The sequence below is a fragment of the Stenotrophomonas sp. 14P6.2.3 genome, from assembly GCF_057799055.1.
In genome coordinates, this window is the sequence record NZ_JBYOLA010000010.1 from 110693 (window position 1) to 136889 (window position 26197).

Annotated in this window: 31 protein-coding genes; 18 read left to right on the forward strand and 13 right to left on the reverse strand. The window is 67.4% G+C overall.

The features are described from left to right. The first annotated feature begins 84 nt into the window (after positions 1–84). The 4 genes from AC27VL_RS10400 to AC27VL_RS10415 all read left to right on the forward strand — a co-directional run bounded on the left by AC27VL_RS10400 (position 85) and on the right by AC27VL_RS10415 (position 3755). Positions 85–495, forward strand: a complete 411-nt coding sequence (locus tag AC27VL_RS10400) for a DoxX family protein (RefSeq protein WP_488766302.1) — start codon at positions 85–87, stop codon at positions 493–495. A 43-nt stretch (positions 496–538) separates the two neighbouring features. Beyond that, the gene (locus AC27VL_RS10405; RefSeq protein WP_488766304.1) at positions 539–1348 is read left to right on the forward strand and encodes a dioxygenase family protein; all 810 of its coding nucleotides are present in this window, start codon (positions 539–541) and stop codon (positions 1346–1348) included. Continuing rightward, complete coding sequence (locus AC27VL_RS10410; protein ID WP_488766306.1) at positions 1345–2001, forward strand: alpha/beta hydrolase; 657 nt, start codon at positions 1345–1347, stop codon at positions 1999–2001. The genes AC27VL_RS10405 and AC27VL_RS10410 overlap by 4 nt, the downstream gene beginning before the upstream one ends. 110 nt (positions 2002–2111) lie before the next feature. After that, entirely contained in the window at positions 2112–3755 is a 1644-nt protein-coding gene (locus AC27VL_RS10415) for a Na+/H+ antiporter (protein WP_089238427.1), read from the forward strand. A gap of 49 nt (positions 3756–3804) precedes the next feature. Here the strand turns inward: AC27VL_RS10415 and AC27VL_RS10420 are convergent, their stop codons facing one another. Next, positions 3805–4053: a DUF3297 family protein gene (locus AC27VL_RS10420; protein ID WP_025878401.1), complete on the reverse strand. Its 249-nt coding sequence runs from the start codon at positions 4051–4053 to the stop codon at positions 3805–3807. A 90-nt stretch (positions 4054–4143) separates the two neighbouring features. Here AC27VL_RS10420 and AC27VL_RS10425 point away from each other — a divergent pair, with 90 nt between their 5' ends. Then, on the forward strand, positions 4144–4686 hold the full coding sequence (locus AC27VL_RS10425; protein ID WP_089238429.1) for a DUF6630 family protein: 543 nt from the start codon (positions 4144–4146) through the stop codon (positions 4684–4686). A gap of 87 nt (positions 4687–4773) precedes the next feature. On the opposite strand, the gene AC27VL_RS10430 is transcribed toward AC27VL_RS10425, so the two are convergent. The 5 genes from AC27VL_RS10430 to msrB form a co-directional block, all read right to left on the reverse strand. After that, positions 4774–5049: a DUF4031 domain-containing protein gene (locus tag AC27VL_RS10430; RefSeq protein WP_089238431.1), complete on the reverse strand. Its 276-nt coding sequence runs from the start codon at positions 5047–5049 to the stop codon at positions 4774–4776. A gap of 13 nt (positions 5050–5062) precedes the next feature. Next, positions 5063–5572 (reverse strand): hypothetical protein, encoded by a 510-nt coding sequence (locus AC27VL_RS10435; RefSeq protein WP_165376158.1) that lies wholly within the window; start codon positions 5570–5572, stop codon positions 5063–5065. A 136-nt stretch (positions 5573–5708) separates the two neighbouring features. Beyond that, the gene (gene motB, locus AC27VL_RS10440) at positions 5709–6683 is read right to left on the reverse strand and encodes a flagellar motor protein MotB (RefSeq protein ID WP_488766309.1); all 975 of its coding nucleotides are present in this window, start codon (positions 6681–6683) and stop codon (positions 5709–5711) included. A 3-nt stretch (positions 6684–6686) separates the two neighbouring features. Continuing rightward, the gene (gene motA / locus AC27VL_RS10445) at positions 6687–7541 is read right to left on the reverse strand and encodes a flagellar motor stator protein MotA (protein ID WP_089238437.1); all 855 of its coding nucleotides are present in this window, start codon (positions 7539–7541) and stop codon (positions 6687–6689) included. A gap of 101 nt (positions 7542–7642) precedes the next feature. Further along, positions 7643–8110 (reverse strand): peptide-methionine (R)-S-oxide reductase MsrB, encoded by a 468-nt coding sequence (msrB, locus tag AC27VL_RS10450; RefSeq protein ID WP_089238439.1) that lies wholly within the window; start codon positions 8108–8110, stop codon positions 7643–7645. A gap of 137 nt (positions 8111–8247) precedes the next feature. On the opposite strand from msrB, the gene AC27VL_RS10455 reads away from it, so the two are divergent. Then, on the forward strand, positions 8248–8622 hold the full coding sequence (locus AC27VL_RS10455; RefSeq protein WP_100554685.1) for a classical arabinogalactan protein 4: 375 nt from the start codon (positions 8248–8250) through the stop codon (positions 8620–8622). 417 nt (positions 8623–9039) lie between these two features. Continuing rightward, a complete protein-coding gene (locus AC27VL_RS10460; protein ID WP_025878408.1) occupies positions 9040–9192 on the forward strand; it encodes a hypothetical protein in 153 nt (50 codons plus the stop codon). Positions 9193–9249: 57 nt separating this feature from the next. Here the strand turns inward: AC27VL_RS10460 and AC27VL_RS10465 are convergent, their stop codons facing one another. After that, the gene (locus AC27VL_RS10465) at positions 9250–9729 is read right to left on the reverse strand and encodes an Lrp/AsnC ligand binding domain-containing protein (protein WP_089241164.1); all 480 of its coding nucleotides are present in this window, start codon (positions 9727–9729) and stop codon (positions 9250–9252) included. Between the two features lie 149 nt (positions 9730–9878). Between AC27VL_RS10465 and AC27VL_RS10470 the strand changes: the two genes are divergently transcribed. Continuing rightward, positions 9879–11183, forward strand: a complete 1305-nt coding sequence (locus tag AC27VL_RS10470; protein WP_025878410.1) for a D-amino acid dehydrogenase — start codon at positions 9879–9881, stop codon at positions 11181–11183. Further along, positions 11162–12232 (forward strand): alanine racemase, encoded by a 1071-nt coding sequence (gene alr, locus AC27VL_RS10475; RefSeq protein ID WP_205405378.1) that lies wholly within the window; start codon positions 11162–11164, stop codon positions 12230–12232. Before AC27VL_RS10470 ends, alr begins: the two co-directional genes overlap by 22 nt. Before the next feature lie 88 nt (positions 12233–12320). On the opposite strand, the gene AC27VL_RS10480 is transcribed toward alr, so the two are convergent. Then, positions 12321–12887 carry a DUF3016 domain-containing protein gene (locus tag AC27VL_RS10480; protein ID WP_488766312.1) on the reverse strand — a complete coding sequence of 189 codons (567 nt, stop codon included), beginning with the start codon at positions 12885–12887 and terminating at the stop codon, positions 12321–12323. Between the two features lie 250 nt (positions 12888–13137). Between AC27VL_RS10480 and AC27VL_RS10485 the strand changes: the two genes are divergently transcribed. Next, entirely contained in the window at positions 13138–15123 is a 1986-nt protein-coding gene (locus tag AC27VL_RS10485; RefSeq protein WP_488766314.1) for a hybrid sensor histidine kinase/response regulator, read from the forward strand. Between the two features lie 51 nt (positions 15124–15174). Next, on the forward strand, positions 15175–15468 hold the full coding sequence (locus tag AC27VL_RS10490) for a DUF3247 family protein (RefSeq protein WP_100554634.1): 294 nt from the start codon (positions 15175–15177) through the stop codon (positions 15466–15468). Between the two features lie 85 nt (positions 15469–15553). On the opposite strand, the gene AC27VL_RS10495 is transcribed toward AC27VL_RS10490, so the two are convergent. Further along, a complete protein-coding gene (locus tag AC27VL_RS10495) occupies positions 15554–15817 on the reverse strand; it encodes a hypothetical protein (RefSeq protein ID WP_025878415.1) in 264 nt (87 codons plus the stop codon). A gap of 156 nt (positions 15818–15973) precedes the next feature. Between AC27VL_RS10495 and AC27VL_RS10500 the strand changes: the two genes are divergently transcribed. From AC27VL_RS10500 to AC27VL_RS10510, 3 genes are read left to right on the forward strand one after another with little or no spacing between them, the layout of a single operon-like run. Continuing rightward, positions 15974–17044 carry a class I SAM-dependent methyltransferase gene (locus tag AC27VL_RS10500; RefSeq protein WP_100462787.1) on the forward strand — a complete coding sequence of 357 codons (1071 nt, stop codon included), beginning with the start codon at positions 15974–15976 and terminating at the stop codon, positions 17042–17044. Continuing rightward, positions 17041–17742 (forward strand): pseudouridine synthase, encoded by a 702-nt coding sequence (locus AC27VL_RS10505; RefSeq protein WP_100554635.1) that lies wholly within the window; start codon positions 17041–17043, stop codon positions 17740–17742. Before AC27VL_RS10500 ends, AC27VL_RS10505 begins: the two co-directional genes overlap by 4 nt. Further along, the gene (locus AC27VL_RS10510) at positions 17739–18422 is read left to right on the forward strand and encodes an HAD family hydrolase (RefSeq protein ID WP_100554636.1); all 684 of its coding nucleotides are present in this window, start codon (positions 17739–17741) and stop codon (positions 18420–18422) included. Before AC27VL_RS10505 ends, AC27VL_RS10510 begins: the two co-directional genes overlap by 4 nt. A 99-nt stretch (positions 18423–18521) precedes the next feature. Here the strand turns inward: AC27VL_RS10510 and fabB are convergent, their stop codons facing one another. Together fabB and fabA are read right to left on the reverse strand one after the other, a co-directional pair. Beyond that, positions 18522–19730 (reverse strand): beta-ketoacyl-ACP synthase I, encoded by a 1209-nt coding sequence (gene fabB / locus AC27VL_RS10515; RefSeq protein ID WP_025878419.1) that lies wholly within the window; start codon positions 19728–19730, stop codon positions 18522–18524. Continuing rightward, positions 19730–20245 carry a 3-hydroxyacyl-[acyl-carrier-protein] dehydratase FabA gene (gene fabA / locus AC27VL_RS10520; RefSeq protein WP_025878420.1) on the reverse strand — a complete coding sequence of 172 codons (516 nt, stop codon included), beginning with the start codon at positions 20243–20245 and terminating at the stop codon, positions 19730–19732. Before fabA ends, fabB begins: the two co-directional genes overlap by 1 nt. A 191-nt stretch (positions 20246–20436) precedes the next feature. Between fabA and dinB the strand changes: the two genes are divergently transcribed. Beyond that, complete coding sequence (dinB, locus tag AC27VL_RS10525) at positions 20437–21525, forward strand: DNA polymerase IV (RefSeq protein WP_488766316.1); 1089 nt, start codon at positions 20437–20439, stop codon at positions 21523–21525. 286 nt (positions 21526–21811) lie between these two features. Here dinB and AC27VL_RS10530 read toward each other — a convergent pair whose 3' ends face one another. Together AC27VL_RS10530 and AC27VL_RS10535 are read right to left on the reverse strand one after the other, a co-directional pair. Next, a complete protein-coding gene (locus tag AC27VL_RS10530; protein WP_488766318.1) occupies positions 21812–22723 on the reverse strand; it encodes an MBL fold metallo-hydrolase in 912 nt (303 codons plus the stop codon). Between the two features lie 179 nt (positions 22724–22902). Next, the gene (locus AC27VL_RS10535; RefSeq protein WP_099821588.1) at positions 22903–23541 is read right to left on the reverse strand and encodes an NAD(P)-dependent oxidoreductase; all 639 of its coding nucleotides are present in this window, start codon (positions 23539–23541) and stop codon (positions 22903–22905) included. A 105-nt stretch (positions 23542–23646) separates the two neighbouring features. On the opposite strand from AC27VL_RS10535, the gene AC27VL_RS10540 reads away from it, so the two are divergent. From AC27VL_RS10540 to gph, 3 genes are read left to right on the forward strand one after another with little or no spacing between them, the layout of a single operon-like run. Next, positions 23647–24576, forward strand: a complete 930-nt coding sequence (locus tag AC27VL_RS10540) for a LysR family transcriptional regulator (RefSeq protein WP_089238466.1) — start codon at positions 23647–23649, stop codon at positions 24574–24576. Further along, positions 24573–25364 carry a class I SAM-dependent methyltransferase gene (locus AC27VL_RS10545; protein ID WP_488766321.1) on the forward strand — a complete coding sequence of 264 codons (792 nt, stop codon included), beginning with the start codon at positions 24573–24575 and terminating at the stop codon, positions 25362–25364. Before AC27VL_RS10540 ends, AC27VL_RS10545 begins: the two co-directional genes overlap by 4 nt. 50 nt (positions 25365–25414) lie before the next feature. Next, on the forward strand, positions 25415–26083 hold the full coding sequence (gene gph, locus AC27VL_RS10550) for a phosphoglycolate phosphatase (protein WP_488766343.1): 669 nt from the start codon (positions 25415–25417) through the stop codon (positions 26081–26083). Positions 26084–26197: the final 114 nt, after the last annotated feature.

Below are 26197 nucleotides of genomic sequence, written 5' to 3' on the forward strand. Positions count from 1 at the left end.
TTTGAAATAAATACGGTCGATTCATCGTATTTATCGGTGGGGAAGAGCGCAATAACCTGTGCCCTGTCCCCACCGAGGTGCCCCATGAACGCTACCGCCACTCCCGTGTCCCCGCTTGCCCCGTATGCCGCGACCCTGCTGCGGCTGGCCCTGGGCGTGTTGTTCCTGGTCCATGCACTGACCAAGCTGCTGGTGTTCACCCCGGCAGGTACCGCTGCCTTCTTCGAGTCGCTGGGCCTGCCCGGCGTCCTGGGCAACCTCACCATCGCCGTTGAGCTGACGATTTCCGCAGCGCTGCTGCTCGGCATCTACGCGCGCTGGATCGGCCTGCTCGGTGTGCCGCTGCTGCTGGGCACCATCGTGACCGTGCACGGCGCCAACGGTTTCAGCTTCGCCAACGCGGGTGGTGGTTGGGAATATCCGGCGTTCTGGGCGCTGGCCCTGGTCGTGCTGTTCCTGCTTGGCGATGGCCGCTGGACTCTGCGTTCGCGCTGATCGTCCCCCGGCCCGCTGCCAGTTCCTGTCATTGGAGAAGATCATGTCCCGCCTGCCTTCGCTGTACATCTCCCACGGCTCGCCGATGACCGCCCTGCATCCGGGCCAGGTCGGCGTGCGCCTGGCCGAGCTGGCCCACGACCTGCCCACGCCGCGTGCGATCGTCATTGCCTCGGCGCATTGGCTGGCCCGGCAGCCGCTGGTCGGCAACCATCCGCAGCCGCCCACCATCCACGATTTCGGTGGCTTCCCACGCGAATTGTTCGAGCTGCAGTACCCGGCGCCCGGTCACCCGGCGTTGGCCGAAGACGTGGCGGGTCGCATCGCCGCCGCAGGCCTGCCGGTGGCACTCGATCCGCAGCGTGGCCTCGACCACGGCGCGTGGGTGCCGCTGCGCCTGCTGCACCCGCAGGCCGACATCCCGGTGGTACCGGTGTCGATCCAGCCGATGCTGGGCCCGCAGCATCAGTTCGCGCTGGGCCGCGCACTGGCGCCGCTGCGCGAACAGGGCGTGCTGCTGATCGGCTCGGGCAGCATCACCCACAACCTGCACGACTGGGGCAACTACCAGGACGGCAAGGAAGCGCCCTACGTGCGTCCTTTCATCGACTGGGTGGAGCAGCGGCTGGCCGCCAACGACCGCGATGCCCTGTTCGATTACCGCCGACAGGCACCGTTTGCGGAGCGTGCGCACCCCACCGACGAGCATCTGCTGCCGTTGTACTTCGCGATGGGCGCGGCGGGCGAGGGCGGCTTTGGTGCCAAGCGCATCGATGCCGGTATCGATGCCGGCTTCCTGGCGATGGACCTGTACCGCTTCGATGGCGCCGAGCGCGCTCAGGATGCGGCGTGAACCCGCTGCTGCAACCGGTGCTGGAGCGCCCTGCGCAAGGACCGGCGCAGGGCCTGGTGGTGCTGTTGCACGGGGTGGGCAGCAATGAGCAGTCGCTGCTTCCGCTGGCCTCGGCCATCGACCCGCGCCTGCACGTGCTGCTGCCGCGCGGTCCTGTGGTCTTCGGGCCACAGGCGTTCGGCTGGTTCACGGTGCGCTTCGATGCGCAGGGGCCGGTGATCGATCCGGCGCAGGCCGAGACTTCGCGCCTGCTGCTGGCGGATTGGCTGGCTGGCCAACAGCAGCGGTTGGGACTGGATGCGCGGCAGACTGCGCTGGCCGGCTTCAGCCAGGGCGGCATCATGGCCGCCAGCGTCGCCCTGACCCAGCCGCAGCGGGTGACGTCCTTCGCGATCCTGTGCGGGCGCATCCTGCCGGAAATCGCGCCGAGCATCCCGGCTGATGTGGGCCAGGCCGGGCTGGACGCGCTGGTGGTGCACGGCTACGACGACGACAAGCTGCCCTACGCCCTGGCCGAAGCCGCATCGCACCGGTTGCAGGCACTGGGCGTGGCCCATCAGCTGCGTGGCTACCCGGTCGGCCATGCGTTGTCCGCGGACATGCAGCGGGACACGCTGGCGTGGCTCGAGCGGCGCTTGCTGTCGCGGTCCTGACGCGCATTCAGATGGCTGGCCGCAGTGGCGGCCTGCTGTGTTAAGTTTTTTCCCGTCCCCCGGCGCACTCCGGTTTTTCCGGCCCCACGCGCCGCTCCTGTGGAAGAAGCATGCACACCATCGAAGTCGTCCTGGCGATGCTGGTGGCCGTTGTCGCCAGCGGTTACCTGGTTCGCGTCCTGCCATTCTCGTTGCCGCTGCCGCTGGTACAGATCGGCCTCGGTGCGGTGATCGCCGGGGTATTCAACCGCGGCCACGCGCTGGAACCGGAAGTGTTCTTCCTGCTGTTCCTGCCGCCACTGTTGTTCCTCGACGGCTGGCGCATTCCCAAGCAGGGCCTGTTCCGCGACAAGGGCGCGATCCTCGAACTGGCGTTCGGGCTGGTGGTGTTCACCGTGATCGGCGCCGGCCTGCTGATCCACTGGATGATTCCGGTGATGCCGCTGGCGGTGTGCTTCGCGCTGGCCGCGATCGTGTCACCGACCGACCCGGTGGCCGTCGGTGCGATCGCCGCCAAGGCGCCGATTCCCAAGCGCCTGATGCACATCCTGGAAGGCGAGTCGCTGCTCAACGATGCCTCCGGCCTCGTCTGCTTCCGCTTCGCGGTGGCGGCGGTGATGACCGGCACCTTCTCGTTGGCGACCGCGTCGCTGACCTTCCTGTGGGTGGCGGTGGCCGGCCTGGCCGTCGGCGTGGCGGTCACCCTCGGCGTGTCCACGTTCCAGCGCTGGCTGTGGCGCCGCTTCGGCGAAGAGCCCGGTGCGGCGATGCTGGTCAACCTGCTGATCCCGTTCGCGGCGTACCTGCTGGCTGAAGAGATCAACGCCTCGGGCATTCTTGCTGCGGTGGCAGCGGGCATCTCCATGAGCTACGTGGAAATGACCGGCCGTGTTTCCGGCAGCATGCGCGTGCAGCGTGCCGGCGTCTGGAACATGCTGCAGTTCAGCTTCAACGGCATCATGTTCGTGCTGCTGGGCGAGCAGTTGCCGGGCATCGTCGAACGCGCCACCACCACCATGAACGAGAGCGGCCACCAGAGCGCATGGTGGCTGCTGGTGTACGTGCTGGTGATCAACGCGACGCTGATCGCGCTGCGCCTGCTGTGGGTGTGGCTGTCGCTGCGCTGGAACCTGCTGCGCGCGCGACGCCGCGGCCTGGAGCATGGCGAGGCACCGAACTGGCGCATCGTGGTGGCCACCTCGGTGGCGGGCGTGCGCGGTGCGATCACCCTGGCCGGTGTGTTGACGCTGCCGCTGTTCCTGCCCGATGGCAGCCCGTTCCCGGCACGCGACCTGGTGATCTTCCTGGCTGCCGCGGTGATCCTGTGCTCGCTGGTCGGCGCCAGCGTGGCGCTGCCGCAGCTGTTGAAGGGCCTGCAGCTGCCGGCCGATTCGGGTGAGCGCAAGGAAGAGGATCTGGCCCGCAAGCTGTCCTCGAAGGCCGCGTTGGCGGGCGTGGAGCGCATGCGCCAGCAGCTGGTGCTGAACCAGAACACCGAGAACGTGCAGCTGTACAACGACGCCGCATCGCGGGTGAGCATGCTGTACCAGCGGCATCTGGACCGCGACAACCCCGACGTGGACCCGGAGAAAGTGAACCGGATGGAGGTCGGCTACCGCCAGCTGCGCAGCGCCGGCCTCAACGCCGAGCGCGAGGAACTGTTCCGGCTGACCCGCCGCGGGGTGGTGTCGGACGAGATCGCACGGCGGCTGATTCGCAACCTCGACCTGCTGGAATCGCGCAAGCGCGAGTGACCGTGCACCTCGGGTAGGTGCGGACCTTGGTCCGCACACCTTTCAGCCCTTATTCCGGCTTCTGTTCCAGGAAGTAAGCCTCGACCTTGCCCTTGACCTTGATGGTCATCGGGTTGCCGCGACGGTCGCGGGCCTTGCCGGCCTGCACGCGGATCCAGCCTTCGCTGACCGAGTATTCCTCGACGTTGTCGCGCTCGACATCGTTGAAGCGCACGCCGACGCCGCGCTCCAGGGCCTGCGCATCGTGGAAGGGGCTAGCCGGGTTGATCGCCAGGTGGTCGGGAGGGGTATCGCTCATCGCTTCATTCACAGTGACGGCCACCACGGCCGGCTTCAGCGGTACAGGATAAACCGTAGAATGCCCACCTGCTCCCGAGGATGTTCCGCCATGCCTGACAACAGCGACTATTTCGACTTCGAGGAAGACGCCCACGATTTCGACGAGGACGACTTCGAGGCGCGGGTCTGGAATCTGCTCGTGCTGATCAATCCGGGCGACGAAGAGCTGGCCCTGCAGCAGTTCAACCGCTGGCGCGAGCATCTGTCCGAGGACGGCCAGCCGCTGGAAGCCGACAGCGATTGGCTTCCGGCGCTGTTCACCGCCATCGCCTGGCAGTCCGGCTTCGAGGTCGAGCGTGATGACTTCGATTCGCTGCAGTCGGCGGTGAACGAGCTGTCAGCGCGCTTCAACCTGCAGCTGGACTGGGGTGGCGACCTGGACGATGAGGATTTCGCCGCAGACCTGGACGGCGTGCAGCTGATGAGCACTGCCTTCGACCGCCTGCGCGAGCACAACTACACGCTGTGGAGCGTGGATGCCGGCAACGAGGGCTTCAGTGGCTGGATGGCGCTGACCCGCGATGACGACGCCCTGCTGGCGCTGTGCTCGCTGCTGAACGTGGAAGTGCGGCTGGGCAGCGACCCGTTCTGAGAGTCACCGGTAGCGCCGGGCCATGCCCGGCGGCTTCTCGCCGCGCTGCGCGCTCGCCGGGCATGGCCCGGCGCTGCCCGTACCCGCCTACGGCCGGTACTGCGCCCTGGCGTTGGCGATCACCGCTTTCACCTGCACGCGATCCACGTGCCGGGAAATGGCCACCGCGCCCAGCGCGAGCGCCTGCGCACGAAGCTCGGCGGTGACATCGTAGTGCGCCCCGCTGGCCTTGTTCTGGAAGGCGCGTGGGGGAATGCCGAGCTGCGCCGCCATCGCGTGCAGCTCGGCCAGGGTATCGGCCATCAGGTGCGCCCAGCGCTGGCCGCGCCAGGGATGCACCGCGTCATCGACGTAGACCGACACCGCCGCCGCCGGATCAGGCCTGCGGCTTGCCGTCGGCGTCGGCGGCCGTAGCGGCCTCGGCGTCGGCAGCGCCTTCGGCGCCGGCAGTGTCCGCAGCCGCTTCATCGGCAGCTTCGCCTTCGGCAGCTGCGTCTTCAGCCTGCTCGCTGGCGAACTCGGCCACCAGCTTGTCCAGGTACTCCTCGGCGGTCTGGCCTGCTTCTTCGGCCAGGGTGTCGAGCAGCTTCTGCATCAGCTCGGAATATTCCAGGGTGACCTTGCGGCCTTCGGCTTCCTGCACGTTGGACAGGTGCTTGAGCATGGCCAGCATCGGCACCGGGTTGTCGGCGTTGCCCATGGTCTGGCCACCGATGGCCAGCAGCCACTCGCGGCCCTGCAGGCCGATGGCGGCCACGGCCTGGCCGTCTTCGTTGACCAGCACGGCATGGTTCTGCACCTGCTGCTGGGCGTTCAGACGGAGGAACGGGCGCTTGGCCTGCTGCTTCTTGCGCTTGTCGCGCTTGGCCTTGGAAGACTGGGACATGGGGGTGGGATCACCTGGAATCGGAAAGACCGCCATTGTACTGGGTGCCGCGCTGCGCGCTCGCCGGGCAATGGCCCGGCGCTGCCCTTTGGGCGTTGGGATCCGGTAGCGCCGGGCCATGCCCGGCGGAAACCGGTCAGGGGTCAGAGCCCTTTCCTGCAGAAAGGGATCCGACCCCGGCCTGCCCCTGCGCAGCCTGCACGTCCGGATCCACGGTGGTCGCCGACAGGCCCACCTGCGGGCCGGCACCGGCCAGCGCGGCTTCCTCGGCGGCCTTGGTCATCACCACGATGCTGATGCGGCGGTTGATCGGGTTCTGCGGGTCGGTCCTGTCGAACAGCACCGACGAGGACAGGCCGACCACGCGGGTGATCTTGCTGTCGTCCATGCCGCCATCGATCAGCGCACGGCGTGCGGCATTGGCGCGGTCGGCGCTCAGTTCCCAGTTGCCGTAGCCGCGTGCGGCCGAATAGGCGGTGATGTCGGTGTGGCCGGTCAGGCTGATCCGGTTCGGCACGTGGTTCAGGTACTCGGCCAGTTCGTGCAGGATCTGCTGCGTGTACGGCTTCAGGGTGGCGCTGCCGAGGTCGAACATCGGCCGGTTCTGCTTGTCCACGATCTGGATGCGCAGGCCTTCCGGGGTCAGGTCCAGCAGCAGCTGGTCCTTGAACGGCTCCAGCGCCTGGCTGCGGCTGATCGCCTCCTGCAGCTCCTTCATCAACGCTTCCAGCTGCTGCTTGTCGCGCTGCTGTTCGTCCACCGGCTGCGGTATCGCCTTCTGCTGGTTCTGGAAGGGATCGTTGTTGTTGCCGCGCGAGACGTCGGTGGCGCCGCCCAGCTTGATCATCGAGGTGCTGGCACCGCCCGGCCCGGCCATGCCCGGCGCCGGCGTCGCGCTGGAGCCGACCAGCGGGCTGGGGTTGCGGAAGTACTCGGAAATGGCCGCGCGCTCGGGCTTGCTGGTGCTGGCCATCAGCCACAGCACCAGGAAGAAGGCCATCATCGCGGTCACGAAGTCGGCATAGGCCACCTTCCACGAACCGCCGTGGTGGGCGGCGTGGCCGGCCTTCTTGACCCGGCGGACGATGACGGTGGGCTTGGTCTCGGCCATGGCTTACTTGACCGTCTTCAGGTGCTGCTCGAAGTCGGAGAACGCCGGGCGCACGTTCGACGGCAGCGTCTTGCGGGCGAACTCCAGCGCGATCTTCGGGTTGTAGCCGCGCAGGCAGGCCAGCAGGGCAGTTTTCACCGACTCGTAGATGCGGCTGTCCTGCTCGGCACGGGCTTCCATCGCCGAGGCCATCGGACCGACGAAGCCATAGCCCAGCAGGATGCCGAGGAAGGTGCCGACCAGCGCGCCGGCCACATGGCCACCCACTTCGACGATGTCGCCGCCGATCGAGCCCATGGTGATGACGATGCCCAGCACCGCCGCCACGATGCCGAAACCGGGCAGGCCGTCGGCGACCTTGTTCATCACCTGCGACGGCGCCATCGCTTCGGCGTGGTGCTTCTCCAGCTCCAGCTCCAGCAGCGGCTCCAGCTCGTGCGGCTCGATGTTGCTGCCGATCATCAGGCGCAGGCAGTCGGTGATGAAGTCGATCAGGTGGTGATCGGCCTGCACCTTCGGGTAGTTGCCGAACAGCGCGCTTTCGGCCGGGCGCTCGACGTGGTCTTCCAGGGCCATGAAGCCTTCACGACGGGCCTTGTTGAGCAGTTCGTACACCAGGCTGAGGACATCGATGTAGTCCTGCTGCTTGTAGCGCGGGCCCTTGAACACGCCGACCATGGCCTGCAACGTCTGCTTGACCGTCTTGGCCGGGGTGCCGACCAGGAACGCACCCAGCGCGGCACCGCCGATGATGACCAGTTCGTAAGGCTGCCACAGCGCCCCAAGGCGGCCGTGTGCGCCGAGGTAGCCGCCCAGCACGCTGATGATGACGACCAGGAATCCAACGATGATGAGCATGGCGCGACGCAAGGAGGGGGGATATCTCCTTGTCGGCCTGACACCGGTGTTTCTGAAGAGGGAATTCTGTGAAGTCGGTCAGCGGGCCATTCCGGCGCGTGTCAGCCCGCCACGCCGGCTTCCGCGCCGCCACGCTGCAGCGGATCGGGCCAGGGCTCGCCGTTGCCGGTGAATGAAAGTGAGACCGAGTTCAGGCAATGGCGCTCGTAGGTGGGCGGCGGACCGTCCGGGAATACGTGGCCCAGGTGGCTGCCGCAGCGGGCGCAGGTGATCTCGGTGCGGACCATGCCGTGGCTGCTGTCGCGGATCTCGCGCACATGTGCCGGGTCGAACGGAGCGAAGAAACTGGGCCAGCCGGTGCCCGAATCGAACTTGGTGCTGGAGCGGAACAGCGGCAGCGCGCACAGCCGGCAGCAGTATACGCCCTCACGCTTGTTGTCGAGGAACACCCCGCAGAAGGGCGCCTCGGTGCCGTGCTGCAGCAGCACGCGGCGCTCCTCGGCGCTGAGTCCGGCGACCAGGGCTTCGGTCTGCGTGGCGGTGGGGGGCGTCAGATCGAAAGCGCTCATGCCGGCTCTCCGTGGGGTTGTGGCCTGGGATGCCGCAGACGTGGGGGTGTCGGCACGCGCTTGCAAGTGTGATGGCCGTTCATGGCCGGCACACAGGGGCAGGCGCAGGGTGCATGTGGACCACCCCGGAGCGCGCCATGAAACCCCGCCTTGTCCTGCTGTTGTCGGCCCTGCTGCCTCTGCTCGCCCAGGCGCAGGTTCCCACCGGCAATCCGACCACTACCCGCAGCAGCTCGACGGTGGCACCGCCGCCTGTAGCCCCGCCACCGCAGGCATCGCGCCCGCAGCCGCAGGTGCTGCCCTCGCCGCAGCCGGCCCAGCCGATCCGCTCGACCGGCCCGGCCCAGGTGACCCCCACGCCCGCACCGGCACTGCCGGACAAGGTCTACGACCGCAACGGCCGCATCGTTCCCGGCGTCAAACCGGTCGGCCCCAACCGCGTGTTCGACTCGCGCACCGGCCGCTACTACGACAGCGTACCCACCGGCGACGGCCAGCAGATCAAGCGCTGACCCCAGCACCCGCAACCAATCGCGCAACCCAAAGAGAGCGCAGCGACCCGCTGTCGCTCTTTTTTCTTCTTTCCGTGGCTGGAGCCCGCGTGAACCTGTCAGAGGTCGGGCGGGTGGGGGCAGGCGGGGTGTCCGCGGCATGGATGCCGCGGCCAAGCCCCCAAGGACGGGTTCACGGCGTCCCCGCCTGACTCCACCCGCCCGGCCAACGCGCAGCGCCGCACCAGGCCCCAGCCACGAGGGGCTCAGCCGTTGGCAGGAATCCCGCCACCCACATGAACGCCGGAAAACAGCCCCCCCCACCCTGCACGCCCCGCATCACCCGTTTTTCGCCTGCGATTAACCGTGCCAGGACCACGGTGGACCTGCGCCGGCATCCCCGCCGCCGCGCTTCCCTCGTCCCCTTGGAATACGATCATGGCCAACCAGCAGAACCGTCATCCCGGCAAGGAACAGCAGGGCAAAACACCGCAGGAACAGCAGCGCCAGCAGCAACAGCAACAGCAGCCGAACGAGCAGCAGAAGAAGAACCCGCAACAGGGTTCCATGAAGAACCCGCAGCAGCGCTGATGCAGCCAGGGGCCAGAGTCCGTGCTACGGGGTCTGGCCCCGCTGCCGCCCGCCGACTCAATCGGGAATCGGCAGCGACCAGGTCTCCTTGACCTCTTCCATCACGATGTAGCTCTTCGATTCACGCACATGCGGCAGGGTCAGCAGGGTGCTGCCAAGCAGCTTGCGATAGGAGGCCATCTCGCTGATCCGTGCCTTCAGCAGGTAATCGAAATCGCCCGACACCAGATGGCATTCCAGTACGTTGGGCAGCTTCAGCGCCGCCCGCCGGAACTCCTCGAAGATGTCACCGGATTTGTAGGCCAGGCTGATCTCCACGAACACCAGCAGGCTGGCTTTCAGCGCCGACGGGTCCAGGTGGGCGTGATAGCCGGTGATCACCGCTTCGCGCTCCAGCCGGCGCACGCGCTCGGTGCACGGGGTGGTCGACAGACCGACCCGTTCGCCCAGCTCGGTGAAGGAAATGCGGCCTTCGCCCTGCAGGATGCGCAGGATCTTGCGGTCGATCTTGTCCAGTTCGCGGGGGCGGGTGGTCATGGCCGTCAACCTTGGGGAATGAATCAGAGGAAAATATCCTGCCTGCATTCCTAAAATCAGGCAAATCACCTAGGAACGGAAGAATATACTTCCCCGATTATGGCCCCTGCGCACCCAAATGCAGGGAATGATCGGGTTGGAGAATTTCCATGCGAGTCCTAGTTCTCGGCAGCGGCGTGATCGGCACCACCAGTGCCTGGTACCTGCGACAGGCCGGGTTTGAAGTCACGGTCGTCGACCGCCAGCCCGGTCCCGCGCTGGAAACCAGCTTCGCCAATGCCGGCCAGCTGTCCTTCGGCTACACCTCGCCGTGGGCCGCCCCGGGCGTACCGAAGAAGGCCATCGGCTGGCTGTTCGAAAAGCACGCGCCGCTGGCGATCAAGCCGGGCATGGACCTGGCCCAGTACCGCTGGCTGTGGCAGATGCTGCGCAACTGCACCCACGAGCGCTACGCGATCAACAAGGCGCGCATGGTGCGCATGTCCGAGTACAGCCGCGACTGCCTGAACGAGCTGCGTGCGCAGATCGGCATCGATTTCGAAGGGCGCGACCTGGGCACCACCCAGCTGTTCCGCACCCAGCAGCAGCTGGATGCCTCGGCGCAGGACATCGAGATCCTGGCCCAGTACGGCGTGCCGTACGAAGTGCTGGATCGCGCCGGCATAATCAAGGCCGAGCCCGCGCTGGCCCACGTCGATGGCCTGGTCGGCGCGCTGCGCCTGCCGCGCGACCAGACCGGCGATTGCCAGCTGTTCACCCGCCGCCTGGCGCAGATGGCGGCCGAAGCGGGTGTCGAGTTCCGCTACGACCAGGACATCACCGGTGTGGAATTCGACGGCGACCGCATCACCGGCGTGCGGATCGGCGGCAAGCTGGAAACCGCGGATCGCTTCGTGGTCGCACTGGGCAGCTATTCACCGGGGCTGGTCGCGCCGCTGGGCATGCGCCTGCCGGTGTATCCGCTGAAGGGCTACTCGCTGACCCTGCCGATCACCGACCCGGCGATGGCGCCGACCTCGACCATCCTCGATGAGAGCTACAAGGTTGCGGTGACCCGCTTCGACAACCGCATCCGCGTCGGCGGCATGGCCGAAGTGGCTGGTTTCGACCTGTCACTGTCGCCGCGTCGCCGCGAGACGCTGGAGCTGGTGGTGCGCGATCTGTACCCGAAGGGCGGCGACCTGGCCAAGGCCGAGTTCTGGACCGGCCTGCGCCCGGCCACGCCCGACGGTACGCCGGTGATCGGCGCTACGCCGTTCCGCAACCTGTTCCTCAACACCGGCCACGGCACGCTGGGCTGGACCATGGCCTGCGGCTCGGGCCGCTACCTGGCCGACCTGATGAGCGCGCGCCAGCCGCAGATCAGCACCGAAGGCCTGGATATCTTCCGCTACGGCCAGTACCGCCACGCCCCGCAACATGAGAACCGCACATGCGTCCTGCCCGCGCGCTGATCGATCTGGGCGCACTGCGCAGCAACTACCGTCTGGCCCGTGAACTGGGTGGTGGCAAGGCGTTGGCGATCATCAAGGCCGATGCCTATGGTCATGGCGCGGTGCGCTGCGCGCAGGCACTGGAAGGCGAGGCCGACGGCTTCGGTGTGGCCACGATCGAAGAGGCACTGGAACTGCGCCAGGCCGGTATCCGTGCACCGATCCTGCTGCTGGAAGGCATCTTCGAGCCCAGCGAAATGGCGCTGGTGGCCGAGCATGACCTGTGGTTCTCGGTGGGTTCGCCGTGGCAGCTGGAAGCACTGGCCGCGTTCGACAGCCCGCGTCCGCTGACGGTGTGGCTGAAGCTGGATAGTGGCATGCACCGGCTGGGCCTGGACGTTGCCGGTTTCCGCGCCGCGCACGCACGTCTGTCTGCATTGCCGCAGGTGGCGCGCATCGTACTGATGACCCACCTGGCACGCGCCGACGAGCTGGACAGCGAGCGTACCCATGAGCAGGCCGCCACCTTCGTCGAGGCCATCGAAGGCCTGCAAGGTGAGACCAGCGTCTGCAATTCGCCAGCACTGCTGGGCTGGCCGGACGTACGTAGTGACTGGGTACGCCCGGGCCTGATGCTGTACGGCGCCAACCCGCTGCCGGACAACAGCGAGCTGACCGCGCGCCTGCGCCCGGTGATGACGATGCAGTCCAAGGTGATCGCCGAGCGCTGGATCGAGGCCGGTGAGCCGGTCGGCTACGGTGCGCGTTTCGTCGCCAAGGCACGCACACGCGTGGGCGTGGTCGCACTGGGCTATGCCGATGGCTATCCGCAGTTCGCGCCCAACGGCACCCCGGTGCTGATCGATGGCCAACCTGGTGGGCTGATCGGCCGCGTGTCGATGGACATGCTGACCGTGGATCTGACCGCACATGCGCAGGCCGGCGTCGGCAGCGTGGTGGAACTGTGGGGCACAGCGCCGACGCTGTCCGAGCTGGCCCCGCGCTGCGGTGTCAGTGCCTACCAGCTGCCGTGCGGCGTCAAGCGCGTGGCACGTGTCTACCAGGATTGACCGGCGCTGGTAGCGGCCGACCTTGGTCGGCGCCGTGGATGCGTGTCGACCAAGGTCGACACCTACCGGTGGGTCGCGCTGCGCGGGGTTACCGGGCAGCGGTGACGCGCGAGGTCAGCTGACGCTTCACCCAGTCGTCGATCAGGCGCTTCTCATAGCGCAACGGATCGGTATCGCTCTTCAGGCCGATGTTGTGCAGGTAGCCGCTGTCGCTCAGGCGGGCGTCGCCTTCATCGATGATGCGCCCGCTGGCGTCCTTCAGCGTGTACTGCAGGGTGATCCGCGGCGGGTAGATGTCGCGCATGATCCGGATATCGCTGCCACGCGGGCCGTGCCACGGCTCGTAGTCGCCCGCGCGCTTGATATCGACCAGGGTCACGTCCAGCGTCTGCCCGGCCTGCAGCGGCTTGGCGGCGCTGGTCTGTACGTAGCGTGCCAGCTGCTGCACCCAGTCACCGCGTTCAGCCTCGAAGCGGTTGCTGCTCTGGCGGAGCTCGGTGAATTTCGCCGGATCGTCCCACTTCACGCTGACCGGGCCATCGGCCTGCAGCGCGCGCGGCGCATCGGGCGCCGTTACCGTCCGCGGCGCGGCGGCCACGCTGCCCACGGCAAGCATGCCGGCCAGCAGCAGGGCGGTTGAAAGCGAACGTTTCATGGCAGTCTCCTGCGTCCCCGAAGCGGGGAGGATGATGATCTCGGATCGAGTGTGATCCCGCCGCAGGGCCGCAGCAATGGCCAATAGCGTCAAATGCGTCAACAGTTGCCGCCAATTCATGGTCGTCAACCCTGACTGACGGCGCTTGACGCTGTGAATACGCGCTCTGGAAGATGCTGTACCTCCATCCGGTCTTTTCTTCCCCACGCCCTTGTCCACATTGCCGCCCCTCGTGGAGCGCTCACCCTTGATGGTGCCGACGCCCGAACCCGACCTGCACCATGGCGTGCTTGAGCGCATCCACGCAGGTTTCTGTGTGATCCAGGTGCTGTTCGACGGCGACGAGGCGATCGATTACCGCTTCCTCGAGGTCAACGATGCCTTCGAGCGTCATACCGGCCTGAAGGATGCCTGCGGCAAGCGTATGAGCGCGCTGGAGCCACAGCACGAAGGCGACTGGTTCCGGATCTACGGCGAAGTGGCGCGGACCGGGCGACCGGCGCAGTTCGAGATGGACGCCCGTGCCCTCGGGCGTTCGTTCGCGGTGGATGCGGTGCGTGTCGGCCGGCCGGGCGATGATCTGGTGGGCGTGCTGTTCTTCGATGTGACCGCGCGCAAGCAGATGGAAGTGGAGCTGGGCGAGAGCGAGGCGCGTTTCAGTGCACTGGCCGATGGTTTGCCGATGCCGGTGTGGGTGCTGGACGAGCGCGGCCACGCCCGCTTCGTCAACAGTGCCTTCAGCGAGTTCTTCGGCGGCGACGAGAACCGTGTGCCGGAAGATGTCTGGCGCGGCCTGGTGCATCCCGACGATGCGTCGGTGTTCGAGTACGAACTGCAGGAAGCGCTGAAAGCGCAGCGTTCGATGCATGCTCTGGTACGCGCCCGTCGCGCCGATGGGCAGTGGCGCTGGCTGGAAATGAACGCCCGTCCGCGCTTCTCGCGGATGGGCCGTTTCATCGGTCTGGCCGGCAGCAGCCCGGACGTCACCGAGCGTCGCGAGATCGAACTGGCGCGCGAGGAGCTGCTGCAGTCCGAGCGCGCCGCACGCAGTGCCGCGGAGAACATGGCGCGGCTGAAGGATGAATTCCTGGCCACGCTGTCGCACGAGCTGCGCACGCCGCTGACCACGATCCTGGGCTGGAGCGAACTGCTGCTGCAGCGCGTGGATTCCACCAGTCCGCTGTACAAGGGCCTGGGCGTGATCGCCAACAGTGCGACCGCGCAGAAGCGGTTGATCTCGGACATGCTCGATCTCAGCAGCATGCTGCTGGGCAAGGTGCAGCTGGAAGTGGAAGTGCTGGATCTGCGCGACCAGTTGAACGAAGCGATGGGCGCGCAGGAGCTGGTGGCCGAGGGCAAGGCGCTGGACGTCACCCTGCAGTTGCCGGCGCAGGCGTGCCAGGTGCTGGGCGATGCCACCCGCCTGCAGCAGGTGTTCTGGAACCTGCTGTCCAACGCTATCAAGTTCACCCCAGCCGAGGGCCGCATCGACGTGCAGCTGCAGGCCGATGGCAACTATTGGACGATCACCGTGCGCGATACCGGCGACGGCATCGCACCGGAGTTCCTGAACCATCTGTTCAGCCGCTTCCGCCAGGCCGACGGCACCACCACCCGCCGTCATGGCGGTCTGGGCCTGGGCCTGGCGATCGTGCAGCAGCTGGTAGAACTGCACGGCGGTACGGTCAGTGCGGCCAGCGATGGCCATGGTCACGGCGCCACCTTCACCGTGCGCCTGCCACAGCACCTGCCCGATGCCGAACGGCGTCCGCTGCGTGAGGTCGTCAGCGGTCCGATCCTGGAACCGATGGTGGTCGAACCGTACCCGTTGCGCGGCCTGCATGTGCTGGCCGTGGAAGACCAGCCAGAAGTGCTGGAGTACCTGCGGCGCATGCTGGAAGAGCAGGGCGCCAGCGTGTCCGCGGCCAGCTCTGCGGGCGAGGCACTGGTGCTGCTGGCCGACAATGGCCACCTGCAGTACCACGTGCTGCTGACCGACATCGGCATGCCGGGCATGGATGGCTATGGCCTGGTGAGCACGCTGCGCGAGGACCTGGGCGTGGATGCCACGGCATTGCCTGCGGTGGCGGTGACGGCACTGGCGCGTGCTGATGACCGTCGCCGTGCGTTGGCCTCGGGCTTCCAGGAGCATGTGGCCAAGCCGTATTCGGTGGCCCAGTTGGTGGGTGTGGTGCGGCGCGTGCAGGCCACGCGCGGGGACAGCCTGCTGCACTGAGCATTCACGGCCAATCGGCGACCCTGCACGTCTGCACGCAGGAGGTTGTCGATGTCCCGTATTGCTCCCCGGATCCATACCGATGCCGCGCAGATCGCGCGCCTGGAAGCCCTGCTGCCGCAGTTGCACGGGGAAACTCAGGTGCAGCTGACCCTGCACGACGGCCGCCGCCTACTGGGCACGGTCGCGGTGCAGCCGACGCTGCAGCAGTACCGCAACGAGGCCGGCGACGAAGGCAGCAACGGCCAGCTGCGGCTGGACGATCTCGATACACCGGTGCAGCAGCATCACGTGTGGCTGGATGAAATCGCCAGCATCCGCGAGCTGCCGCCCACGGCGCCTTGATCCGATGTAGAGCCGAGCCCATGCTCGGCTGCCGTCCGCGCGGCTGCGCCGCCGCCCGAGCATTGGCTCGGGCGCTACAGGCCTATCAATGCTCGAACAGCGTTGCCGTCGCCTCGAACCTGCGCGCATAGGCGCGCTCCTCGGCTACCCGGGTCACTTCATCGTCTGCCAGGTCCGGCGCGCCATAGACGGCGTAGGCCACGCTGCCATCGGCGCCGTGGCCGACCTGGTGCAGGCGGTAGCGGGAATGGCCGCCGCCGGTGTCCTCCGGGTAATGCACGGGGGGATGGCTGCCTTCCAGGTCCATTTCACTGTTGTCGACAACACCTCCGACGAACAAGGCGCGCATGCAGGATCTCCAGGAGTTGCGGGGGAGCTTCTACCCTGAACGCTGGCATGTTGCTGCGGCATCAAGGCAACGTTGAAGTTTCGCAAAGCGGCGGCCGGGGCCGGGCCGGACAAGCCGGTACAATGGACGGCCCTCACGCTTCCAGTACCCGCGCCGATGGCATCCAGCGACGACGCCCCCCTGCAGACCTTGTTCCTGCCGTTCTCCAGCGGCGCCCTGCGCTGGCCGGAGGGTCCGGTGGCCTTCCTGCGCGCCCGTGACGGCTGGCCCCTGCGCGAGCAGGCCGGCGGCCGCGAGGTCGACTGCGAGCAGAGCTTTGCCCCGTTCGCGCAGCCGCTGCAGCAGGCCGCTGGCTGGACCGTCAGCGGCCAGCTGGATGATGTTGCCGGCCGCGGCCGTTACCCGCTGGTGCTGGTGCTGCCGCCGCGCCAGCGCGAGGAAGCCCGCGCGCTGTTCGCCCGCGCCCTGGCGCTGGTCGCCGAGGGTGGCCGCATCGTGGCCTGCCAGCACAACAACGAAGGCGCCCGCTCCGGCGAAGGCGACCTCAAGCAGTTGGCCGGCCTCGGCGGCAGCCTGACCAAGAACCACTGCCGCGTGTTCTGGACCGCGCCGTTGCAGGGCCAGCACGATGCGGACGTGGCCAAGCGCTGGGGCAGCCTGGACGCAGTGCGGCCGATCGTCGGCGGCCGTTTCCTCAGCCGCCCGGGCGTGTTCGCCTGGGACCGCATCGACCCGGCCTCGGCGCTGCTTGCCGAACATCTGCCGGCCGACCTGGCCGGGCGTGCGGCCGACCTCGGTGCCGGTTACGGCTACCTGTCGCGCGAGCTGCTGGAGCGCTGCCCGAAGATCACCGCGCTGGACCTGTACGAGGCCGAGAAGCGCGCGCTGGACCTGGCCGAACTCAACCTCGCGCCGCCACCGCGCCCGGTGCCGCTGCGCTTCCTGTGGCGCGATGTCACCGCCGGCATCGAGCCGGACTACGACGTCATCATCAGCAACCCGCCGTTCCACACGCCCTCGCGTGCGGATCGTCCGGACATCGGCCAGCGCTTCATCGCCGTAGCCGCGCAGGCGCTGCGCCCGGGCGGGCGCCTGTACGTGGTGGCCAACCGTCACCTGCCGTACGAGTACACGCTCAACGAGAGCTTCGGCGCGGTGCGCGTGGTTGCCGAGCGCGATGGCTTCAAGCTGGTCGAGGCAGTGAAGGGCAAGGGGAAGGCCCGGTGAAACTGGTCAAGCTCATCGCCAACCTCGGCTACGGCAGCCGCAAGCAGGTGCAGTGGATGTTCCGCGAAGGCCGCGTCACCGACGCCGACGGCGAGGTGCTGTATGCCGACGACCAGGTGCCGCATGAAGCGGTGCGCGTCGATGGCGAGCCGCTGGACCCGCCGGTGGGCCTGTCGCTGGCGATGTACAAGCCGGCCGGCTACACCTGTTCGACCAAGGACAAGGGCCGCCTGATCTACGACCTGCTGCCGCCGCGCTTCCGCGACCGCGACCCGGTGCTGTCCACCGTCGGCCGCCTGGACCGCGAGACCAGCGGCCTGTTGCTGCTGACCGACGACGGCAACCTGCTGCACCGGATCATTTCGCCGAAGTCGAAGCTGCCCAAGGTCTACGAAGTGGAGCTGGCCGACGACCTGCGTGGTGACGAGGTGGCGCTGTTTGCCAGCGGCACGCTGATGCTGGAAGCGGAGAAGACGCCCCTGCTGCCGGCTGAACTGCAGGTGCTCGGGCCGCGCAAGGCGCGCCTGATACTGCACGAAGGCCGCTACCATCAGGTACGCCGCATGTTCGCTGCCGCAGGCAACCACGTGCAGGCACTGCATCGCAGCCGTGTTGGTGGCCTGGACCTGCAGGGACTGGCCGAAGGGCAATGGCGGCTGCTGACCTCCACCGACCTGGATACGTTGTTCGCTCCATGACCTCCATCGCTGCGCTGCCGTTCCTGCCCGACGCCGTCATCTTCGACATGGACGGCCTGATGATCGACAGCGAGCGCGTGTCGCTTGCCTGCTGGAGCGAAGCGGCGGAGGAATTTGGCCTGCCGCTGGATGCCAGCTTCTTCGTGCGCATGGTCGGTCTTGGCGACCGCGACAGCCAGGCGCTGCTGCGCCAGCAGGGCATCGAAGACAGCATGATCGAGGCCTTGGCCGCGCGTTGCCATGATCTGTACGAGGAACGCACGCAGACAGGGTTGCCGCTGCGCCCGGGCATCCTGGAACTGCTTGAGTTGTTGAAGTCGCACGCGGTGCCGCGTGCGGTGGCGACCTCGACCCGACAGCCGCGGGCCAACCGCAAGCTGGCGGCGACCGGGTTGTTGCCGTACTTCGATGCGGTGATCGCCGGTGGCGACGTGGCGCGGGCCAAGCCGGCACCGGACATCTACCTGCTGGCCGCGCAGCGGCTGGGCAAGGCACCGGAACGCTGCCTGGCGCTGGAGGATTCCCCGGCCGGCACGCGTGCCGCGCTGGCTGCGGGCATGACCGTGATCCAGGTGCCGGACCTGGTGCATCCCGATGAAGAACTGCGCGCGCTGGGCCACCGCATCGTCGGCTCGCTGGTGGACGCCCACGCGCTGCTGCTGCCGCTGTTGCCGAGGTAGCTGCCAACCTTGGTTGGCACTGAGCCGAGCATGGGCTCGTCTCTACATCCATGGCAACCGCTCTGGTGGGTGCCGACCGTTGGTCGGCACGCTTTCAGATCACACCCTGCCGAACACCAGCGCCGCGTTGGTGCCACCGAAGCCGAAGCTGTTGGACATCACCGTGTCCAGCTTCTGCTCGCGGCTTTCGCGCAGGATCGGGAAGCCTTCCACCCTCGGGTCCAGCTCGCCGATGTTGGCCGAACCGGCCACGAAGCCGTCGCGCATCATCAGCAGGCAGTAGATCGCTTCATGCACGCTGGCAGCACCCAGCGAATGGCCCGACAGCGCCTTGGTCGAGGACAGCGGCGGAATCGCATCACCGAACACCTCGCGGATCGCACCCAGCTCGGTCACATCACCCAGCGGGGTGGAGGTGCCGTGGGTGTTGAGATAATCCAGCGGACGGTCGACGTTCTGCAGCGCCATCTTCATGCAGCGCACGGCACCTTCACCGGACGGGGCGACCATGTCGGCGCCATCGGAGGTCACGCCATAACCGATCAGCTCGGCATGGATATGCGCGCCACGTGCCACGGCGTGGTCGTAATCCTCCAGCACCAGCATGCCGCCACCACCGGCGATGACGAAGCCATCGCGGTCCTTGTCATACGGGCGCGAGGCGCTCGCGGGGGTGTCGTTGAAGCTGGTGGACAGTGCACCCATCGCATCGAACATCACGCTCATCGACCAGTGCAGGTCTTCACCGCCACCGGCGAACATGATGTCCTGCGCGCCGTGGCGGATGAGGTCGGCAGCCGCGCCGATGCAGTGTGCGGAGGTCGCGCAGGCGGCCGACAGCGAGTAGCTGACGCCCTTGATCTGGAATGCGGTGGCCAGGCAGGCCGACACGGTCGAGCACATCGTGCGCGGCACCATGTACGGACCGACCTTGCGCACGCCGCGGCTGCGCAGCAGATCGACCGCACCCACCTGCCATTCGCTGGAGCCACCACCGGAACCGGCGATCAGGCCGGTGCGCAGGCCACTGACCTGTTCCGGGGTCAGGCCCGCATCGGTGATGGCATCGGCCATCGCCAGGTAGGCGAAGGCGGCGGCATCGCTCATGAAGCGCTTCTGCTTGCGGTCGATCAGCGCGTCCAGGTCGAGGTCGACGCGACCGCCGACCTGGCTGCGCAGGCCGGCTTCGGCGTGGTCGGCCAGCGCGGTGATGCCGGCGCGGCTCTCGCGCAGGGCGGCCGAAACGGTATCCAGATCATTGCCGAGGCAGGACGTGATGCCCATGCCGGTGATGACGACGCGACGCATCAGAAGCTCCCGGTTTCAGTGAACAGGCCCACGCGCAGGTCGCGGGCGTTGTAGATCTCGCGGTCGTCCACGTACATGCGCGCGTCGGACTGGGCCATCACCAGCTTGCGGTTGATGACGCGGCTGATGTCGATCTCGTAGCGCACCAGCTTGGCATCGGGCAGCACCTGGCCGGTGAACTTCACTTCGCCGCAGCCCAGGGCGCGGCCCTTGCCGGGCGCACCCAGCCAGGTGAGGAAGAAGCCGGTCAGCTGCCACATGGCATCCAGGCCCAGGCAGCCGGGCATCACCGGGTCGCCGATGAAGTGGCAGCCGAAGAACCACAGGTCCGGACGGATATCCAGTTCGGCGCGTACCATGCCCTTGCCATGCGGTCCGCCGTCCTCGCGGATTTCGGTGATGCGGTCGAACATCAGCATCGGGTCGTTGGGCAACCGGCCGGCGGCAGCGCCGAACAGTTCACCGCGTGCGCTGGCCAGCAGCTGGTCGCGGTTGAACGCGTGGAGACGAGTCATGGAAAGCGCAATCCTGGAAGCGAAAACAAGGCAACGAGTTCCCGAGGATGCACGACGGATCAGGCGGATATCAAACCGCGTCTCCGTACGCGTGCGTAGTGTTTTCAGCTGAAACCACGCATCCCGTTGATGCACAACGACCATACTTCGGCGTCTGGACGGTTACGGTGCAGGTATCATGTGGGCCAACCATGAACGCACTGCGCAAGATCATCCACGTCGACATGGACGCCTTCTACGCGTCGGTGGAGCAGCGCGACGATCCGTCACTGCGCGGCAAGCCGGTGGTTGTGGCATGGCGCGGCGCGCGTTCAGTGGTGTGTGCCGCCTCGTACGAGGCGCGCGTGTTCGGCGTGCGTTCGGCGATGCCGGCCCTGCGCGCCGAGCGCCTGTGCCCGGACGCGATCTTCGTGCCGCCGGACTTCGCACGTTACAAGGCGGTGTCGCGCCACGTGCGCGAGATCTTCCTGCGCCATACCGACCTGGTCGAGCCGTTGTCACTGGATGAGGCCTATCTGGATGTCACGGTGCCGAAGAGTGACATCGTGCTGGCCACCGACATCGCCCGCACCATCCGCGCACAGATCCGCGAGGAAACCCACCTGACTGCTTCAGCCGGGATCGCGCCGAACAAGTTCCTGGCCAAGATCGCTTCGGACTGGCGCAAGCCCGACGGCCAGTTCGTGATTCCGCCGCAGCGGGTGGATGCGTTCCTGCTGCCGCTGCCGGTGAACCGCGTGCCCGGTGTCGGCAAGGTGATGGAAGGCAAACTGGCAGCGCGCGGCATCGTCACCTGCGGCGACCTGCGGCAGTGGACGCTGCCGGATCTGGAAGAAGCCTTCGGCAGCTTCGGCCGCAGCCTGTACAACCGCGCACGCGGTGTCGACGAGCGTCCGGTGGAGCCTGACCAGCAGGTGCAGTCGATCTCCTCCGAAGACACTTTCGCCGAGGACCTGTTGCTGGAAGACCTGGCTGAAGCGATCGTGCAGCTGGCCGAGAAGACCTGGCATGCCACGCGCAAGACCGAACGCATCGGCCACACCGTGGTGTTGAAGCTGAAGACCGCGCAGTTCCGCCTCCTCACCCGCAGCTTCACCCCGGAACGCCCGCCGGAATCGATGGCCGAACTGCGCGACATCGCGCTGGCACTGCGCGCCCGTGTAGATCTACCCGCCGACACCCGCTACCGCCTGGTCGGCGTCGGCCTCGGCGGCTTCCGTGAAAAGGAGCCGGTAGTGCAGGGCGAATTGTTCGAGCACACCCCGACCGACCGATCCTGATTGTTCATCCACGCATGTCTGGATCTGCGTGTCGACCAAGGTCGACACCTACCAAGGGCAGGCCATGCCATCCAGACAGATTGCGGAAATCTGTCGAAGGCGGGGTGGGTCCGGTTGCGGGGGCGTGAGCCGCATGGATGCGGCGACCGAGCTTACATGGACGTACTTGCAGCGTCCCCCGCAACCGGACCCACCCCGCCAACCCACGGAATGCCCGCTTTTGCCGTTGCCGTTGCCGTCGATTCGGCAGGTGCAGGGCGCAGCCCTGCAAAAGAAAACCCCTACCTTACGGCCACTGCATCTCGCCCTTGGCCACCTTCGCACTCAACTCCAGCGACTCCACGCCCGCCAGCTTCGGATAGCGCGCCTGCATCGCCTTCACCAACGCCGCACTGTCCTTGGCCTTGGCTGATTCAACATCGAAGGCGCGGATGTACTCCGCCGTGAAGCGCAACGCACTGGCATCCAGTGCCGCACCCTCTGCGTAATGACCGGGCACCACCACCTTCGGCTTCAACGCCTGCAGCTGCTGCAGCGTGCGCAGCCAATCGGCATGCGACTTCGGCGTCTGCGTATCGGCCATCCACACATGCTCGCCGGCCACCACCGGAATGCCACCGACGATCGCGCGCAGTGACGGCACCCACAGCACGCTGCGGTCCGGCGTCGGTCCATCCAGGCCGATCAACGGCAGGCGCTGGCCTTCCAGCTGCAGTGCATCGCCTTCCAGTACCGCCGGCACCACGATGCGTGCGGGAACGTCGGCGCCCATCTTCGGCCCCCAGTACGCCAGCTTGCCGGCCTGGGATTCACGGATATGCGCCACGGTCTGCGCGGTGGCGACGATGCGCGCCTGCGGGAACGCGTCCTGCACGGTGGCCAGGCCGAAGTAGTAATCCGGATCGCCATGGCTGATGTAGATGGTGGTCAGCTGCTTGCCGCTGGCGCGGATCTGCTCGACCAGCCGACGCGCATCGCCGGCAGCGAACTGCGCGTTGACCAGGATCGCATCGTTGCGCCCTTCGATCAGCACCGAGGACACCGAGAACATCGCCTGCGGGCCGGGATGGAAGGTCTGCAGGCGCAGTTGCGATTTCGCGGCGCTGGCAGGCGCAGGCGCGGCCGGTGCGGCCAGCAGCGGGGTGCTGGCGGAACCTGCAGCCAGCGCGAGGGGGAACAGCAGGGCAGCGGTACGCATGGGAGGTGTCCTTTGGGATATCGAGCCGAGCGTGGGCTATGCCGGGCGTCCTTGCCCGGCCCCCTACGGGCCGTCGCAAGCGACGTTGGCAACGGCTCCTGCCGTTGCCTTCGGCTTTACAGGTGGGTAGCGCCGGGCCATGCCCGGCGGGCGGGCGGGCAGGCCGGCGGGCGCCATGATCAATACGCTGCAGTGATGATCTGCTTCGGGTACTTGCGCGCTTCCAGTTCGGCGACGAACGCGGCGCCGTAGTCGGCGTAGCTGATGCGGCTGTGGCCGCTGGCATCGGCGAGGAAGGCCTTGGGCTGCACGCGATACTGCCCACGCTCTTCACCCGGGCCGATTTCGGCCGCCGGCGAGAAGAAGGTCCAGTCCAGGTCATCCACTGCCTGCAGGCGGTTGAAGGCTTCACGGTGGGCCAGCGCGTAGGGCTTGTAGGCCTCCGGGAAGGTGGGGGTGTCGACCAGCTGCACGCCGGGGGCGACTTCCAGGCTGCCGGCACCACCGACCACCACCAGGCGCGGCACGTTGGCCTTGCGGGCGGCGTCTGCAAGCTGCGCGGCAACTTCGCCGACGCGGCCGATGTCGTCGCCCGGGCGCGGGCCGTAGGCGCTGGCCAGCACATCGTGGCCGGCAATGGCGGCGACCAGGGCATCCTGGTCGTCCAGCGAGGCGATGACCGGATGGGCGCCGGCCAGCTCGGCCGGCAGGTCCTGCGCACTGCGCACGATGACGGTCAGTTGGTGGCCGTTGGCCAGCGCGTGGCGGGCGATCTGGCGGCCGATATTGCCGGTGGCACCGACGAGGGCGATCTTCATGGCAGGATTCCGTGGGGTGGGGCTGGGGAATGAGGCCACTGTAGGCCGCTGCAGTCGCTCGAAAAACAGCGTATAACGCGCTTGTTTGTTGCATGGATCGAGCAGATGGACCGATTGACCGCCATGACCGTGTTCGTCGAAGTTGCCGAGCGCGGCAGCCTGACCGCCGCCGCCGAGGTGCTGGACATGTCGCGGGCGATGGTCAGCCGCTACCTCGCCGAGGTGGAGGGCTGGCTGGGCGCGCGGCTGCTGCACCGGACCACGCGGCGGGTCAGCCTGACCGGGGCCGGTGAAGCCGCGCTGGCGCGTTTCCGGCAGATGCTGGCAATCGGCGAGGAACTGCAGGGCGAGCTGGCCAGCGACGATCCCGAGCCACACGGAACGCTGCGCATTACCGCCAGCGTGTCGTTCGGGCAGAGCCATCTGGCGCGCGCGGTGGCCGCGTTCGTGCAGCGCCATCCGGCCGCACGCATCGAACTGCTGCTGGTCGACCGCATGGTCAACCTGGTGGAGGAGCGCGTCGACCTGGCGGTGCGCATCGCAAGGCAGATCGATCCCAGCCTGATCGCACGTCGCTTGGCGATCTGCCGCTCGGTGCTGTGCGCGACGCCGGCCTACCTGCAGGCACGTGGCACGCCGACTGCACCCGAACATCTCGCCGCGCACAACTGCCTGACCCATCACTACGTCGGCAAGAGCCTATGGCAGCTGCATCGCGAAGGGCGTTCGTTGTCGGTTGCGGTGGGCGGCAACATCAGTGCCAATGAAGCGTCGCTGCTGCTGGAGGCCGTGCGCGCCAATGCCGGCATCGCCATGTTGCCGACCTACCAGGTCGCACCGTTGCTGCGCAGTGGCGAACTGATCGAACTGCTGCCCGAGTACAGCCTTGACGAGCTCGGCATCCATGCGGTGTACGCGTCGCGTCGACAGCAGCCCGCTATCATGCGGCGATTCCTGGACTTCCTCGCCGAATGCTTCGCGAGCCCGGCCTTCCAGGATCTGGACTGGCGCCCTTCGGGCAAGGAGAACACATGAACCATGGACAGGCGTTGATCGACCACAACCGTGCTGCCTGGGACCGCCAGGCCAGCGAGGTGCGCGAGTGGTCGCGACCGGTGGATGCCGCAACGATTGCCGCCGCCCGCGAGGGGCGTTGGCAGGTGCACCTGACGCCGCGTGCGCTGCCGCTGGATTGGCTGGGCGATGTGCGGGGCAGGCGCATCCTGTGCCTGGCCTCGGCCGGTGGCCAGCAGGCGCCCGTGCTTGCTGCGGCAGGCGCCGAGGTGACCGTGTTCGATCTTTCCGACGGGCAGCTGGCGCAGGACCGCGCTGTGGCCGACCGCGATGGTCTGTCGCTGCGCACCGTGCAGGGTGACATGCGTGATCTGCAGGCCTTTGCCGACGACAGCTTCGACGTCGTGTTCCATCCCATCTCGAACCTGTATGTGCCCGACGTGCGCCCTGTGTGGGGCGAGTGCCGCCGGGTGCTGGCGCGCGATGGCCTGCTGATGGCCAGCTTCTACAATCCGGTGGTGTTCGTCGCCGCGCGTGACGCACAGTTGAGTGAGCAGGGCCTGATCCGCCCGCAGTACGCGATTCCCTATTCCGACCTGGAAGACCTGGAGCCGGCCGCACGCGAGGCAAAGCTGGCCCGTGGCGAAGCGCTGACATTCGGCCACAGCCTGGGTGATCTGATCGCCGGGCAGCTGGATGCAGGGTTCGTCATCGATCGCTTCATGGAAGACTGGCAACCGCAGCCGCGCTTCCTGATCGACCGCTACCTGCCGACCTTCCTGGCCACCCGCGCACGCCGGGTCGGCTGAAGGCGCGGGCGTACAATGGACGGCCCCACGTTGCACGAGTGAGCCGTCCCTTGTCGTATCCCTATCCGCTGGTCGTGTTCGACCTCGATGGCACGCTGGTCGACAGCGCCGCCGATATCGCCGAAGCACTGAACCGCACGTTGCAAGACATCGGCCTGGCACGCGTACCCGAAGCCACCGTGCTGGGCTGGATCGGCGACGGCGTGCGCCGGCTGGTCGAACAGGCGGTGCAGGCTGCCGGGCGCGAGATCGATCTGGCAGCGGTGATGCCGACCTTCATGGTCCACTACCGCGAATGCCTGCTGCGCAGCCCGCAGCTGTTCGATGGCGTGGTCGAAGCGCTGGCGCAACTGCGCGCGTTGAACGTACCGCTGGCGATCTGCACCAACAAGCCGGCCGCGCTGGTGCCGCCGTTGCTGCAGCACCTGGGCATCGCCGAGGCCTTCGCGCTGGTGCTGGGCGGTGATTCGCTGCCGCAGCGCAAGCCCAGCGGTGAGCCGTTGCGGCATATCGCCGCGCACTTCGAACTGCCCGTCGATGCGTGCCTGATGGTGGGCGATTCGCTTACCGATTACCGCGCCGCCGAAGACGCCGGCATGCCGATCGCGCTGGTGCGTTACGGCTATCCGCGCGGACTGGACCTGGACAACGCGCACGCGGTTGCGGTGATCGACGACCTGCGCGAACTGCCGGGGTTGGCTGCAGGCATTCCGGTGTAGAGCCGAGCCTGCGCTCCGCTGTTTCGATGCCTGAGCCGAGCATGGGCTCGGCTCTACAAGTAGATCGACGCCATGCGTCGATGGCATCAGGGGGCGCCGGGCAATGCCCGGCGC

Excerpts from the sequence above, each read along its gene's own strand:
- AC27VL_RS10400 (WP_488766302.1), top strand. The coding sequence starts at position 85 with ATGAACGCTACCGCCACTCCCGTGTCCCCGCTTGCCCCGTATGCCGCG.
- AC27VL_RS10405 (WP_488766304.1), top strand. The coding sequence starts at position 539 with ATGTCCCGCCTGCCTTCGCTGTACATCTCCCACGGCTCGCCGATGACC.
- AC27VL_RS10415 (WP_089238427.1), top strand. The coding sequence starts at position 2,112 with ATGCACACCATCGAAGTCGTCCTGGCGATGCTGGTGGCCGTTGTCGCC.
- AC27VL_RS10420 (WP_025878401.1), bottom strand. The coding sequence starts at position 4,053 with ATGAGCGATACCCCTCCCGACCACCTGGCGATCAACCCGGCTAGCCCC.
- AC27VL_RS10425 (WP_089238429.1), top strand. The coding sequence starts at position 4,144 with ATGCCTGACAACAGCGACTATTTCGACTTCGAGGAAGACGCCCACGAT.
- AC27VL_RS10435 (WP_165376158.1), bottom strand. The coding sequence starts at position 5,572 with ATGTCCCAGTCTTCCAAGGCCAAGCGCGACAAGCGCAAGAAGCAGCAG.
- motB (WP_488766309.1), bottom strand. The coding sequence starts at position 6,683 with ATGGCCGAGACCAAGCCCACCGTCATCGTCCGCCGGGTCAAGAAGGCC.
- motA (WP_089238437.1), bottom strand. The coding sequence starts at position 7,541 with ATGCTCATCATCGTTGGATTCCTGGTCGTCATCATCAGCGTGCTGGGC.
- msrB (WP_089238439.1), bottom strand. The coding sequence starts at position 8,110 with ATGAGCGCTTTCGATCTGACGCCCCCCACCGCCACGCAGACCGAAGCC.
- AC27VL_RS10455 (WP_100554685.1), top strand. The coding sequence starts at position 8,248 with ATGAAACCCCGCCTTGTCCTGCTGTTGTCGGCCCTGCTGCCTCTGCTC.
- AC27VL_RS10460 (WP_025878408.1), top strand. The coding sequence starts at position 9,040 with ATGGCCAACCAGCAGAACCGTCATCCCGGCAAGGAACAGCAGGGCAAA.
- AC27VL_RS10465 (WP_089241164.1), bottom strand. The coding sequence starts at position 9,729 with ATGACCACCCGCCCCCGCGAACTGGACAAGATCGACCGCAAGATCCTG.
- AC27VL_RS10470 (WP_025878410.1), top strand. The coding sequence starts at position 9,879 with ATGCGAGTCCTAGTTCTCGGCAGCGGCGTGATCGGCACCACCAGTGCC.
- alr (WP_205405378.1), top strand. The coding sequence starts at position 11,162 with ATGCGTCCTGCCCGCGCGCTGATCGATCTGGGCGCACTGCGCAGCAAC.
- AC27VL_RS10480 (WP_488766312.1), bottom strand. The coding sequence starts at position 12,887 with ATGAAACGTTCGCTTTCAACCGCCCTGCTGCTGGCCGGCATGCTTGCC.
- AC27VL_RS10485 (WP_488766314.1), top strand. The coding sequence starts at position 13,138 with ATGGTGCCGACGCCCGAACCCGACCTGCACCATGGCGTGCTTGAGCGC.
- AC27VL_RS10490 (WP_100554634.1), top strand. The coding sequence starts at position 15,175 with ATGTCCCGTATTGCTCCCCGGATCCATACCGATGCCGCGCAGATCGCG.
- AC27VL_RS10495 (WP_025878415.1), bottom strand. The coding sequence starts at position 15,817 with ATGCGCGCCTTGTTCGTCGGAGGTGTTGTCGACAACAGTGAAATGGAC.
- AC27VL_RS10500 (WP_100462787.1), top strand. The coding sequence starts at position 15,974 with ATGGCATCCAGCGACGACGCCCCCCTGCAGACCTTGTTCCTGCCGTTC.
- AC27VL_RS10510 (WP_100554636.1), top strand. The coding sequence starts at position 17,739 with ATGACCTCCATCGCTGCGCTGCCGTTCCTGCCCGACGCCGTCATCTTC.
- fabB (WP_025878419.1), bottom strand. The coding sequence starts at position 19,730 with ATGCGTCGCGTCGTCATCACCGGCATGGGCATCACGTCCTGCCTCGGC.
- fabA (WP_025878420.1), bottom strand. The coding sequence starts at position 20,245 with ATGACTCGTCTCCACGCGTTCAACCGCGACCAGCTGCTGGCCAGCGCA.
- dinB (WP_488766316.1), top strand. The coding sequence starts at position 20,437 with ATGAACGCACTGCGCAAGATCATCCACGTCGACATGGACGCCTTCTAC.
- AC27VL_RS10530 (WP_488766318.1), bottom strand. The coding sequence starts at position 22,723 with ATGCGTACCGCTGCCCTGCTGTTCCCCCTCGCGCTGGCTGCAGGTTCC.
- AC27VL_RS10535 (WP_099821588.1), bottom strand. The coding sequence starts at position 23,541 with ATGAAGATCGCCCTCGTCGGTGCCACCGGCAATATCGGCCGCCAGATC.
- AC27VL_RS10540 (WP_089238466.1), top strand. The coding sequence starts at position 23,647 with ATGGACCGATTGACCGCCATGACCGTGTTCGTCGAAGTTGCCGAGCGC.
- AC27VL_RS10545 (WP_488766321.1), top strand. The coding sequence starts at position 24,573 with ATGAACCATGGACAGGCGTTGATCGACCACAACCGTGCTGCCTGGGAC.